The organism is Microvirga terrae, assembly GCF_013307435.2.
GTDB classification, from domain to species: Bacteria; Pseudomonadota; Alphaproteobacteria; order Rhizobiales; family Beijerinckiaceae; genus Microvirga; species Microvirga terrae.
Window position 1 is genome coordinate 2,609,152 of sequence record NZ_CP102845.1, and the last position, 12,448, is coordinate 2,621,599.

General features: G+C 65.6%; 9 protein-coding genes. 1 reads left to right on the top strand and 8 read right to left on the bottom strand.

The features are described 5' to 3' along the window. Nucleotide 1 precedes the first annotated feature (1 nt). Nucleotides 2-2,401, bottom strand: a complete 2,400-nt coding sequence (locus tag HPT29_RS12380; protein ID WP_173950428.1) for a bifunctional diguanylate cyclase/phosphodiesterase — start codon at nt 2,399-2,401, stop codon at nt 2-4. A gap of 234 nt (nt 2,402-2,635) precedes the next feature. Beyond that, complete coding sequence (locus tag HPT29_RS12385) at nt 2,636-4,621, bottom strand: sensor histidine kinase (protein WP_173950429.1); 1,986 nt, start codon at nt 4,619-4,621, stop codon at nt 2,636-2,638. Between the two features lie 334 nt (nt 4,622-4,955). Here HPT29_RS12385 and HPT29_RS12390 point away from each other — a divergent pair, with 334 nt between their 5' ends. After that, the gene (locus HPT29_RS12390) at nt 4,956-6,146 is read left to right on the top strand and encodes a helix-turn-helix transcriptional regulator (RefSeq protein ID WP_173950430.1); all 1,191 of its coding nucleotides are present in this window, start codon (nt 4,956-4,958) and stop codon (nt 6,144-6,146) included. Here HPT29_RS12390 and HPT29_RS12395 read toward each other — a convergent pair. The 6 genes from HPT29_RS12395 to HPT29_RS12420 form a co-directional block, all read right to left on the bottom strand. Beyond that, nucleotides 6,143-6,763 carry a LysE family translocator gene (locus tag HPT29_RS12395; protein ID WP_173950431.1) on the bottom strand — a complete coding sequence of 207 codons (621 nt, stop codon included), beginning with the start codon at nt 6,761-6,763 and terminating at the stop codon, nt 6,143-6,145. The two genes, HPT29_RS12390 and HPT29_RS12395, sit on opposite strands and share 4 nt — an antisense overlap. A 219-nt stretch (nt 6,764-6,982) precedes the next feature. After that, on the bottom strand, nt 6,983-7,726 hold the full coding sequence (locus HPT29_RS12400; protein ID WP_173950432.1) for an SDR family NAD(P)-dependent oxidoreductase: 744 nt from the start codon (nt 7,724-7,726) through the stop codon (nt 6,983-6,985). A gap of 8 nt (nt 7,727-7,734) precedes the next feature. Further along, the gene (gene purF, locus HPT29_RS12405) at nt 7,735-9,222 is read right to left on the bottom strand and encodes an amidophosphoribosyltransferase (RefSeq protein WP_173950433.1); all 1,488 of its coding nucleotides are present in this window, start codon (nt 9,220-9,222) and stop codon (nt 7,735-7,737) included. Between the two features lie 226 nt (nt 9,223-9,448). After that, complete coding sequence (locus HPT29_RS12410) at nt 9,449-10,054, bottom strand: CvpA family protein (RefSeq protein WP_173950434.1); 606 nt, start codon at nt 10,052-10,054, stop codon at nt 9,449-9,451. A gap of 136 nt (nt 10,055-10,190) precedes the next feature. Next, complete coding sequence (locus HPT29_RS12415; RefSeq protein ID WP_173950435.1) at nt 10,191-11,207, bottom strand: NADPH-dependent curcumin/dihydrocurcumin reductase; 1,017 nt, start codon at nt 11,205-11,207, stop codon at nt 10,191-10,193. Nucleotides 11,208-11,391: 184 nt separating this feature from the next. Further along, the gene (locus HPT29_RS12420; RefSeq protein WP_173950436.1) at nt 11,392-12,258 is read right to left on the bottom strand and encodes a calcium-binding protein; all 867 of its coding nucleotides are present in this window, start codon (nt 12,256-12,258) and stop codon (nt 11,392-11,394) included. Nucleotides 12,259-12,448: the final 190 nt, after the last annotated feature.

Sequence of the window (12,448 nt, forward strand, 5' to 3'; positions counted from 1 at the left end):
CTCAATTCCTGGCCGCTTTGACGTGGGGCTGCGGCAACGTCACGACGTTCGCGGAGATCAGCGGCACGAATTCCTTGATAGGCGCCGGCCGGCCGAACAGGTAGCCCTGCGCCTCGGCGCATCCCTCCAGACCGAGAAAGCGCAGCTCTTCCGCAGTCTCGACGCCTTCGGCGATCACGGGGAGGCCCAGGCCGCGCCCGAGGCCGAGCACGGCACGCACGATGGCGGCCGCCTGTGGGTTCGCGTGGACGGCCTGGATGAACGATCTGTCGATCTTGATCTTGTCGAACGGGAAGGCGCGCAGATTCGAAAGCGACGAATAGCCCGTCCCGAAATCGTCCATGGCGATGTTGACGCCGATGGCTTTCAGCCGCTGAAGCGAGTGGAGCGCCCGGTTGGGATCCCGGACCAGGGCCGTCTCTGTGATCTCGATTTCGAGGCGATGCGACGGCAGCTTCGTCTCGCCCAGGGTCGCCTCGATGAACTCGACGAAGCCGTCGCTGGTCAGCTGAAGGGCCGAGACGTTGACCGCGATGGTCAGGGGACGCATCCAGGTGGCGGCCTCGCGGCAGGCCTCGCGCATCACCCATTCGCCGAGCTTGAGGATCAAGCCACTCTCCTCGGCGATCGGAATGAAGAGGGCAGGCGGAACATTGCCGCGCGCGGGATGGTTCCACCGCAGCAGAACCTCGAAGCCGTTCACCTCGCCCGTCTCGACCTGGGCCTGCGGCTGGTAGGCCAGGCTCAGTTCGTTGTTCGCGATGGCGCCGCGCAGATCATGCTCGATACTGCGACGCTCCCGGATCTGGGCCCCCATGGCGGCCTCGAAGAAGCGATAGGTTCCCTTGCCCTCGGTCTTGGCACGGTAGAGGGCGGCGTCGGCACTGGAGAGGAGCTCCGTGCGGTCCTTGCCGTCCGACGGATAAAGGGCGACACCGATGCTGACGGAGACGAGGCCTGCGGGAATGCCGTCCTGCTCCCATGCGAGGCTTTTCAGCAGGGTGTCGGCGAGCTGACCCACCTGAGCCGGATCGGTCACGAGGGGAGCGATGATGGCGAATTCGTCGCCGCCGAGACGGGCGAGCATCTGACCCTCGCCGAGAACCGATGAGAAGTGCTTTGCGATGTCCTGAAGCACGCGGTCGCCGGCGGCATGGCCGTAGATATCGTTCACCTCCTTGAAGCCGTCGAGGTCGAGACACAGCAGGGCGAGCTGCCGGCGCGCTCTGCGATGGAAGCGGATCTCGCGGTCGAGACGATGGTCGAAGCTGGCCCGGTTGCCGAGGCCGGTGAGGGGATCATGATGGGCAAGATAGCGGATCTGGGCTTCCGCGTCCCGACGGTCGCGGAGATCCCGGAACGCCACGACGTTGTGGGGCGCGCCGTTGTAGCTGATCTGGCGGGCGATCAGTTCGACGGGCATCAGAGCGCCGTCCGCATTCCGCAGTTCGGTCTCGATGGCGCGGCCGAGGAACGTGAAGAGCGTGTCGCGCTTGGCGGCATCGGGCACCCATTCCGATAGGTCCCGGCCGGCGATCTGCTCGGCTGTCAGGCCGGTCAACCGCGCGAAGCTCTGGTTGACCGTCACGATGACGTCGCCCGCACAGACGACGAGGCCTTCCACCGCAGCGTCGGTCAGATCCCGCATTCTCTCGATCTCCAGGGAGGCGCGCCTGCGATCCCGGATATCGAGGCTCAGCGCGACGACCGCGATGAGGAGAATGGCGAGGCTGACGAGCGCCACCCCGGCCGCCAGCCACCCCGCATGGATCGAAGAGGATGACAAAGCGATGGATGGATCCGGCGTGATGGCGACCGCCCCCATGGCGGTGAAATGGTGGCTGCAGATCGCAAGCGTGAGCAGCAGCGCGCCCGACAGCTTCGCTCGCAGCACCGTGCTGTCGAGCGCTACGGACAACGCGGCGGCGCCGATCGCAGCCCCGAGCCCGATCGACGCCGCCACCAGCCAATGGTTCCATGTGATCGTACCCGCGACCTCGAAGGCCGCCATGCCCGTGTAGTGCATGACCGCGATGCCCCCGCCGACGATCGCCCCGCCGATCCAGGGAGCCGCGACGAGGCCGGGCCGGAGAGCCGCACCCAATCCGATGCCGGTCAGCAGAACCGCCGCTATCAGCGAAACCACGGTCAGGACGACGTTGTATGCGGTCGGCACGGACGGAGAGAAGGCGAGCATCGCGATGAAATGCGTCGCCCAGATGCCGAAACCCGTCGAAGCCGCCGCGATGCAGAGCCAGGATGCGCGGTTGCCCCGATCGGCGCGGCGCACGTGATGCAGCAGGTTGACCGCCGTCAGCGAGGCGAGCGCACAGACCAGGGCCGCCAAGGCGACGAGCCGGAGATCGTGGTCGGAAACGATGCAGTCATAGACGGTCAGCATAACGGGCCTTCGCTGGCGATCCGCTGCGGCAACATCCCCGCCGAAAAGCCTGTCGGAATACGATTGATTGAAAGAAGGCATCCGGTCTTTCACCGGGATGGCGGGGCGGCGTCATGCCTATGGACCGGCCTCACAGAGAGGCGCCAATCCGCCATGGACTTCGGGACAATTTCCCGCTCGGTAAGATGAGCCATCACCCCGCCAAGTCAACGAGCCGGTAGGCTCCGTCCTTGGCTATCGATGGTCAGGGTTAACGCCCGATGTCTCGACCCTCCCGATGGCCCGGTTCATCGTCAAGGGAAGTTCGATGTGAACCTCCAATCCACCCGGTTCGAAGGAGAGCCGCACCGTCGCCCGGCACTGGGCCTGAAGGACACGTTCGAGCAGGGTGAAGCCGAAACCGTGATGGGCGGGAGGCTCCACGGGAGGGCCGTTCCGTTCGACCCACGTGAGACGGAGCGCCCGCATACCGTCGGTGGTTCCGACGTCCCACCTCACCGCGACGCAGCCCTTGCGGACCGAAAGCGCGCCATAGCGCGCCGCATTGGTCGCCAGCTCGTGCAGTGCCATGCTCAGGGGGATCGCCAGGTCAGCCGTGAGGTTGACCTCCGGCCCCTCCAGGATGAAGCGCCGATGCCGTCTTTCCTCGAACGGCCGGAGCTCGCAGAGCAGCATGTCGCGCAGGAGCGCGGTCTGCCAGTAATCTTCCGTCAGCAGGGACTGGGTCCTGGCGAGTGCCGCAATCCTTGACGAGAACGTGTGATTGAACTGCCTGACATTCGTCGCGCTGCGCGCCGTCGCGCTGGCGAGGGCCTCGACGACCGCGAGCGTATTGCGCACTCGGTGATGAAGTTCGCGCACCAGCAGGGCTTGCCGCTGCTCGAACCGCTTCCGCTGGTCGATGTCCTGGATCACCCGCACGCTGTACTGAAATTGTCCATGCTCGCCGAAGACGGCCGTCGACGAGACGTGAAGCCAGACATTCGTGCCGTCCTTGCGGATGCAGCGCCGCTCCAGCGTATAGGTCTTCAGCTCGCCTGCGATCTGCCGGTCATATAGGGCCTTCTCGGCCTCAACCCCGTCCGACGGGACGAGATCGAAGAGGGTCATGACCAGCAGTTCGTCTCGGGAATAGCCGGTAATCGACGACAGGCCCTTGTTGACCGTCAGAAAGCGCCCGGCCGCGTCCGTCTCGCCGATGCCCACGCTCGCATGCTCATGGGTGGCCCAGAGGCGTTCGCGGCTTTCGCGCTCGGCGCGCTTTCGAACGGAATTTTCCGCCGCCACGGAAGTGATCTGCGACAGCTGGACGAGAATCGCCTCATCATCGGCCGTGAAGTCGCCGTATTCCTTGTCCGACAGCATGAGCACACCGAGCATTCCGCCCGACGCTGCGGGAATGGGCACGGCGATCAGCCCCTCGGTCATGAGGAGATCGGCCTCCGCGTTCCGCACGCCCTGGAGTTCCGGATAGTGGGACAGCTCCTCCGCGCTCATGCGCAGAGGTCGCTTCGTCTGGACCACATGCGTGTAGATGCCGACGCCGCTCTCCGCGAGCGCGGAGCTCGAGAATGCACGATACTTGTCCGAGACCGAAACGATGATCGGATTCTCGGGCCAGAGAACGTACGGGATCGTATGGGTCGAGGCCCAATGTGCGCCGATGATCCGCCGCGCCTCCTCCGTAGCATCCCGAAAAATTGTCGCCGGCAGCTCCTCCGAGGCGATCCGCGCACAGGCAGCCGCCAGAGATCTCAGCTGCTCCTGATGCCGGTGCGCCCGAGCCAGAAGGGCCTGACGTTCCTGCTCGACCAGAATGCGGTCCGTGATGTCGTGATGGGCCACGACCGCATAGACCACGCCGTCGTGGACGAGGCGGGAGGCCTGAAGTTTGAACCAGCGCGTCTCGGTGGGCGAGTGGCAGGGATATTCGAGCGAGAATGTGCTCTTCCCGGCGAGCACGGACCTGATCCCGGCCGCGGCCGCCCGGGCGCAGGGACCGTCCGCCCCGACGGCACGGTCGCATATATCGAGATAGTTGACGCCGTCCCCTATGGCTGCCGGAGCTCCGTTCGCCTCGCCGAAACGGTGCCACGCCCGGTTGACCGCAATGATGGTGCCGGTCGGATCGAGCACCACCACGGGCCCCGTGATGGCGTCCAGGATGCTCTGAGCCGGGGGGACCGCGATTATTCCATTCTGCTCCGACAGCCGGCTCATCGCACTTCATCTGTGAAGACGGGTTGGAACAGGGAGGAAACGGCCAATCCGGCGTCCGGTTCATTCGGGGTTGATTTGAATGTCGGTTCGATTCCCGTCTCGGCCCGCCGGGCGCTGCGGCCGACCCGCGATAAGCTCGGCCGTTAGGGTGGGAACTGACCCGATGCGGCGCGCGCTTGATTGAACGAGGCGCGCTTCTTGTGCCTCGTCGGAGGTCTGATACGCCGAAACCCTTGCCACGCAAGGGTTTCCTTGGAATAATTTCGTCCACGGATGGCTTTCGAGGCCGGGACGCGCCCATTTGGGAAAAGGTCCAGCCCGGGAGGGGACACCGATGGGCGAGGTGCTGGCGCATCGCAGGCTGTCGGAGCTGATCGGGTCAATCTACGATTGCGCCCTCGATCCCGGCCGCTGGGAGGGAACTCTGGCGGATGTCGCCGAGACCTTCGATTGCGCGGTCGTATCCCTGACCCTGAACGATCTTCACAACAACCGTTTCCTCATCAACAAGGCCTCTGGCTGGGAGCCGGCCCTGTTGCGCCTGAAATCGGAACGTCATGTGCCCGAGATCAATGCCCGGCTCACCGAGTGGCTCGCCCAGCAATCCTCCATCGACGAGATGTTCGTGACCTCGGCCCATCTCTCGCCCGACTACATCCAGGCCTCGCCCTATGTGGAGGAGTGCCTGAAGCCCCAGGGGATCGTGGACATCATGCACATGTTCCTGATGCACACGCGGCGGCAGTTCGCCGAGATCGGTCTGGGGCGCCACGCCCGGCAGGGAGTTATCACGGCGCGGGAACTGGAGCTGGGTCGCCTGCTTCTGCCTCACCTGCGCAAAGCCGTGACGATCAGCGATATCCTGGATGTGAACTCCATCGAGCAGGCTCACATGGCCGAGGCGCTCGACGCGCTCCGGTGTGGTGTCGTGCTCACCGACGAGCGCGCCGGAATCCTGCACGCGAACCGGTCCGCCGAGCGGATGATGAGCAAGGGGGCTCCCATCCGCAGCGTCCGCCGTGTCCTGGCGGCAGGCACGTCCGCCGCCAGCCGAGAACTGCGCAGGGCGATTCTGCATGCTGCCCGCAACGAAACGCATTCGGGTGAGGGCAATGCCGCGATCCGCCTCAACGACGCCGACGAGCCGCCGGCCTATGCGCACGTGCTCCCCATGGTGACGGGAGATCTGCGGACGCGGCTTCAGCCCAACGCGGTCGCGGCGATCTTCGTCGGCGCCACCGACGAGCAGACCGGCATCGGCCTGCTGGCCAAGGCCTACAACCTGACCGCCGCGGAGGTGAGGATTCTGGAAAGCCTCATGGCGGGACACACCCTGGCCGAGACCGCGCAGCATTTTGGCATCGCCAGGTCGACCGCCAAGACCCATCTGGACCACATCTTCGCCAAGACGGGCGTGTCCCGGCAGACCGAGCTGGTCCGGTTGACCATGCAGCTGACCCAGCCGGTCCACGGCCCCTTCGACATGGCCCATCCCTGGCCGCATCAGTTCGGCCCTCCGAGCTAGATCCTCATCTCCCAGGCATTCGCCGCCATCAGCACGCCGAGAGCACCGAGAATCAGGCCCGACGCCTTGTTGATGAAATTGAGGACCGTCACGTTCAGTTTCGAGCGCAGGGCCGCGACGCTGCCGCTCACGATCAGCCACCAGGTGACCGACGCCGCGAAGACCCCGGCGATCATCGTGGAGGCGGCGGTAGGCGCGGGCGACGCGACGGCCGGCAGGACCGCCGCAAGGAGAGCCGGCGTCAGCGGGTTGAGCAGCGCGCAGGCGACGGCGCTGCAATAGGACGAGAGGGCCCCCTGGTCCTGCGCGATGGATCCCGCCAACGATACCGTCCGCCGCAGCACGCGGGCGCTGAACCAGAAGAGAAGGCAGGCCGAAACGGCGCAAAGGAACGCCTGGCTCTCGCCCAGGACCGGGGAGATCGCCGGTCCGACGCCCAGGATCGCGCAGGTCGTGTAGATCACCAGGACCGTCGCGGCCCCGAGCCCCGTGGCGAAGCCCGTCACGGCTCCGTAGATCAGGGCCCGCTGGATACAGAGCACGCTCATCGGGCCGATCGGCACCGTGATGACGAATCCCACTGTCGCTCCGGAGAGAAATGCCGATGTGCCCGTCATGATCGCGCCTCGCCATGTCGTGTCGAGGCGGATGGTCGTCCCGGTGCGGGCCGGTGGGCGCACCGCCTCATTCAGGAGAAGCGAGGGTAACGTGGCAAGACCGTGCGCCGCGTCCACCGTTTGGTGGAGACGGGGCCATTCGGGCCGGGGCCAGGATGCGGTCGTCGGGCTTGCCTCGTCCGGCTCTCAACCGTTTCGGCGAGCGAATGTTCGGGCGGGTCAGGCCGGCGGCTGCGGCTCGATGATCTTCCCGTCCTGCGTGAAGTCGTAGATCTTGCCGGTCTCGGTCCAGGACGGCAGGGCGAGCTTGACGATGTGAGGAGCGAGATCGTCCGGCGTCTTCAGGGTCAGCGGATCCTCGCCGGGCATGGCCGTGCGGCGCATGGCGGTGCGCAGCGGGCCCGGATTGAGCAGCATGGCCTTGACCGGAGTCGTGGCGGTTTCCGCCGCATAGGTGCGCACCAGCGCCTCGAGGGCCGCCTTCGAGACCGAATAGACGCCCCAATAGGCGTTGTGCTTGTGAGCGGCCCCGGAGGTGATGAAGATCGCGCGGCCGGCGTCGGACTTACGAAGAAGCGGGTCGAGGGAGCGGATCAGGCGGTAATTGGCCGTCACGTTGACGGCCATCACCTCGTCCCAGACCGGCTGGTCGATGTGGGTGATGGGGGCCAGTTCGCCGAGCTGGCCCGCATTGCCGAGCAGGATATCGAGCTTGCCCCAGCGCTCGTAGATGGCGGCCCCAAGGCGGTCGAGGGCGTCGAGGTCCTTCAGGTTGACCGGCACGAGGGTGGCCGACGAGCCCTTGGCTCGGATCTCGTCGTCGAGGGATTCGAGCGCGCCCTGGGTTCGGGCCAGCGCGATCACGTGCGCGCCGGCCTCCGCGAGCGCGAGCGCCGCCGCGCGGCCGATGCCGCGCGAGGCGCCGGTGACGACCGCGACGCGGTCCTGAAGAGGCTTGTCCATGGAATTGCTCAGTCGGCTTCGGCGAGAACGGCGAGACGGCGCGGGGTCGCGACGGTGAGGTCGGTCAGCGGCGTCGGGTAATCGCCCGTGAAGCAATGGTCGGTGAATTGCGGCTGCGCCGGGTTTCGCCCCGTCTCGCCCATGGCCCGGTAGACGCCCTCGATGGACAGGAAGGCCAGCGAATCCGCCCCGATATACTGGCGCATCTGCTCCAGGTCGTGGGTGGCGGCGAGCAGCTTTTCCTTCTCCGGCGTATCGATGCCGTAGAAGTCGGGATGGGTGATCGGCGGGCTCGAGATGCGGAAATGCACTTCCTTGGCCCCCGCCTCTCGCATCATGCGGACGATCTTCACCGAGGTCGTGCCGCGCACGAGGCTGTCGTCGACGAGCACGATGCGCTTGCCGGCGATCGCCGAGCGGTTGGCCGAGTGCTTCATGCGCACGCCGAGCTCGCGGACGGACTGGGTCGGCTGGATGAAGGTGCGGCCCACGTAATGGTTGCGGATGATGCCGAGCTCGTAGGGCAGGCCGCAGGTCTGGGCGAAGCCCAGAGCGGCCGGCACGCCGGAATCAGGCACCGGGATCACCACGTCGGCATCGGCGGGCGATTCGAGCGCGAGCTCGCGGCCCATGCCCTTGCGGACCTCGTAGACGCTGCGGCCATTCACGACCGAGTCGGGACGGGCGAAATAGATGTACTCGAAGATGTCGGGGCGGGACGGCTGCTCCGGCACGAAACGGAAGGACTCGAGGCCCTCGTCCGAGATGACCACGCATTCGCCGTTCTCGACGTCGCGGATGAAGCGGGCCCCAATGATGTCCAGCGCGCAGGTCTCGGAAGCCAGGATGTAGCGGCCGTCGAGCTCGCCCAGCACCAGCGGGCGGATGCCGAGCGGATCGCGGGCGCCGATCAGCTTCTTGTTGGTGAGCGCCACGAGGGCATAGGCCCCCTCGAGCTTCTGGATCGCCTCGACGAAGCGATCGACCACCCGGTCCTTGCGGCTGCGGGCCACGAGGTGGACGATCACCTCCGTGTCCGTGGTGGACTGGCAGATGGCACCGTCGCGGATGAGATTGCGGCGCAGCGTCAGGCCGTTGGTCAGGTTGCCGTTATGGGCCACCGCGAAACCGCCGCCGTCGAGCTCGGCGAACAGCGGCTGCACGTTGCGCAGGACCGTCTCGCCGGTGGTCGAGTAGCGGGTATGGCCGATGGCGGAGAGGCCTTCCAGGCGCTCGATCGTCGCCCGGTCGGAGAAGTTGTCGCCCACGAGGCCGAGCTTGCGCTCGGAATGGAAGACCGAGCCGTCATAGGACACGATGCCCGCCGCCTCTTGGCCGCGGTGCTGCAGAGCATGGAGGCCGAGCGCCGTGATGGCGGCCGCGTCTGGGTGTCCGTAGATGCCGAAGACGCCGCATTCTTCGCGCAGGGTATCGCCGTCGAGGTCGAGGTTCACCTGCTTCGGGGTGACCTGCCACGTCTCTGACAAAGCAGACATCGATCAAATCCTTGGGATTCGCGCCCCCACCGGCGCCGCCCTTATGTAGTCGGCATCAGGCCAAACGCCAATGGCCAATCTGACGCTGGCGGAAACGTGATCCGGCCTGCCAGGGCATCGTGCGGACCCGCGTCAGTGAGGTCTTGACCCGGTTTTCGCCGACGCGGCCCTCCGGGTCGACGCTCAACGATGCGCCGCCTCGGAGCGGAGCATCGGATCCGATGCCCTAGCTGCGCCGCTGAGGGGCGGGCGGAGCCGGCGGGGCTGCCGGGGTGGCCGGTCGCTGCGGATCCGGCTCGGCCGGCTCGGCTTCCGTCGGCGCCTCCTTGTTGCGCAGGCGCTGGAGCAGGGCTTCGGCGTTTTCCGGCAGCATGGCGATGATGTTGTCGCGGGTGTTCTCCATGGCCGGCCGGGTCCGGGAGGAGGCCGCCCATTCGGGCTCCTTGCCCTGGAGCAGCCAGCCCAGGAAGGCCCATCCGATCACGCAGATGAGGAAGCCGCGGGCCGCCCCGAAGAACAGCCCGAGCGTCCGGTCGAGAGCGCCGATGCGGGAATCGAGGATCAGATCGGAGACCTGCACGGTAATGATCGACACGATGATCAGGGTGACGACGAAGATGCCCCCGATGGCGGCCACGAGCGCCACCGTGTTGCTGCTGATATATTGCTGCGCGATCGGCAGAGCCGTCGGATGCAGGTACCAGGCCGCGGCCGCCGCGACGACCCAGGCAACGATCGCGAGCACTTCGCGGGTGAAGCCGCGCACGGCAGCAAGGAGGGCCGAGATCAGAACGATACCGATGACGACGAGGTCCAGAACGGAAACGGGCATGGGCCGGGCCTACGCAATAGAACAGGAATGGAGCCGCCTTCGCGGGTTCGGAGCCTTGGCTCTATAGCGTTAAGAAAGGCTTTCGTCACCCTTGGAACGCGCGGCTTGTGCGAAGAGACGTGGGAGCCGGGCTGGATCAGGAAACCTGTACGATCAGCTTGCCGAAATTCCTACCTTCGAGCATTCCGATGAAGGCCTCGGGCGCGCTGGCGAGACCATCGACGATGTCCTCCTGATACTTGATCCGGCCCTCGGCGACCCATCGTGCCATCTCCCGATAAAAGTCCGGGCGCTGCGCATGAAACTCGCGCTGGATGAATCCGCGGATCGTCAGGCTCTTGGTGAGCACGTCGCGCATCAAGACCGGCAGACGGTCGGGCCCCTCGAACGGGCCGGTGCTGTTGTACTGCGCCACGAGCCCGCAGACTGGAATGCGCGCGAACGTGTTCAGCAGGGGAAACACCGCTTCCCACACCCTGCCGCCGACATTCTCGAAATAAACGTCGATTCCGTTAGGGCAGGCGGCGCGCAGATCTTCCGCGAAGGTCGGGGAATGGTGATCGAGGGCGACGTCGAAGCCGAAGACATCCCGCACCAGCGCGCATTTGTCCGGTCCACCGGCGATCCCTACCGCACGGGCGCCCTTGATACGCGCGATCTGGCCGACCGCCGATCCGACGGGGCCGCTCGCCGCGGCCACCACGACGGTCTCGCCCGGCTTGGGCTGCCCGAGGGTGAGCAGCCCGGCATAGGCGGTGAACCCCGGCATCCCAAGCACCCCCAAGGCGGTCGTGACGGGCGCCTTCTGCGGATCCAGCTTGCGCAGGTCGGCACCATCGGACAGGGCGTAGGACTGCCAGCCCGAATAGGACAGGACCCAGTCACCCGCGGCGTAGTCAGGATGCCGGCTCTCCAGCACCTCGGCCACGGTGCCGCCCTCCATGACCTGCCCGATTTCCACCGAGGCGGCATAGGATTTCGCGGCGCTCATCCGGCCCCGCATGTAGGGGTCGAGGGAGAGATAGCGGATCCTGAGCAGGACCTGTCCCTCGCCGGGGCTCGGGACAGGCGTTCGCACGAACTCGAAATGATCGGGCGAAGGGCGTCCGGTCGGACGGGAGGCGAGAAGGACTTGGAGATTCTGCTCTGTCACGGTGAGACTCCTGCGGCGGGCCGGCTCGGGCGACCGTCTGCCATGGCGCGGGGACAACGGGCCCCATAACGGATGGGGTCCCTGTCTCGTTCGTCAAGCCTTCGGAGCCTCTTCGATGCGGGTCTCCAACATGAAAAGCTCCGGCGGAGACCGCCGGAGCCCGGACTTGGAACGCTTTCGGGTCTCAGATGAACAGAATGTCGCTGAAGGCGAGGGCGGCGCCGGGTTTCAGCTTGAGAATCTCGATCGGCTTGGCGCTGCCGGAACCATCGACATCGAGATACACGGTCCCGCTCTTCTTGCTGTAGACGAGATAGTCGTTTCCGTCCTTGGACGCGGTCCCGACGGTGAAGAACTTCTTCTCCAGCTTGCCTTCCTTGAAGACCTTGTCGAGCCCGACCGAGGATTTCTTGTCGGGCCTGCCCTTCTTGGCCAAGTCGAGGACATCGCTCTTTGACGCCTTGACCTTGAAGGTCTTCAGGGCATCGAGATCGAACAGGATCTTGTCCTGTCCGGACTTGAAGTCCTGAATCTGGTCGAAATGGCCCTTCTTGAAAGGGGCATCGAACACGAACGTGTCCGCGCCGTCGCCGCCGAAGAGGAAGTCCTTGCCGGCGCCACCATTGAGGGTGTCGTCGCCGGCAAATCCCTTGAGCCTGTCGTTGCCGGACAGGCCGTTGATGATATCGGCTTCGGCGCTTCCATAGAGCTTGCTGTCGTTGCCGTTGGTGCCGGTCACGATTTCCGCACCGTTGGTCACGTTGACCGAAACCGAAACGGGATCCACCGTTGTCGGCGTGACGGAGCTCGTGCTTGTCGCCGTGATCGCGAGCATGAACACGTTCTGGCTCGCCTCGTAATCGAAAAGACCCGGCGTCTTCACGCGCAGTTCGCTGCCGACGATCTCGAACCGGTCGTCGAGGTCGTCGGAGAGAGCGAACGTGAAGGTTTCAGCCGATGCGCCGCCGTTGACGGTGAGTGTTGCAATGACTTGGCCGGCCTGCGGGTTCTCCGGCACTTCCAGAATGGGCGAAATGACAATGGTAGCCATGGATTTCCTGTAAAATGGCTCGCGAACTGGTCCGATACTTCTTTCGGGGTACCTTGAACGGGCACCGAGAAGCCACTTTCCTGGACTGGTTCTAAGGTGTCAATGCGGCCGAAAGGTCTAGTCTCCTGCTCGCTCGGACGCAGGCGTAAAGGCCTTCTGGCGGTCAACTGCCATGCACACCCTGAACCCG

Excerpts from the sequence above, each read along its gene's own strand:
- HPT29_RS12420 (WP_173950436.1), bottom strand. The coding sequence starts at position 12,258 with ATGGCTACCATTGTCATTTCGCCCATTCTGGAAGTGCCGGAGAACCCG.
- HPT29_RS12410 (WP_173950434.1), bottom strand. The coding sequence starts at position 10,054 with ATGCCCGTTTCCGTTCTGGACCTCGTCGTCATCGGTATCGTTCTGATC.
- HPT29_RS12380 (WP_173950428.1), bottom strand. The coding sequence starts at position 2,401 with ATGCTGACCGTCTATGACTGCATCGTTTCCGACCACGATCTCCGGCTC.
- HPT29_RS12390 (WP_173950430.1), top strand. The coding sequence starts at position 4,956 with ATGGGCGAGGTGCTGGCGCATCGCAGGCTGTCGGAGCTGATCGGGTCA.
- purF (WP_173950433.1), bottom strand. The coding sequence starts at position 9,222 with ATGTCTGCTTTGTCAGAGACGTGGCAGGTCACCCCGAAGCAGGTGAAC.
- HPT29_RS12395 (WP_173950431.1), bottom strand. The coding sequence starts at position 6,763 with ATGACGGGCACATCGGCATTTCTCTCCGGAGCGACAGTGGGATTCGTC.
- HPT29_RS12400 (WP_173950432.1), bottom strand. The coding sequence starts at position 7,726 with ATGGACAAGCCTCTTCAGGACCGCGTCGCGGTCGTCACCGGCGCCTCG.
- HPT29_RS12385 (WP_173950429.1), bottom strand. The coding sequence starts at position 4,621 with ATGAGCCGGCTGTCGGAGCAGAATGGAATAATCGCGGTCCCCCCGGCT.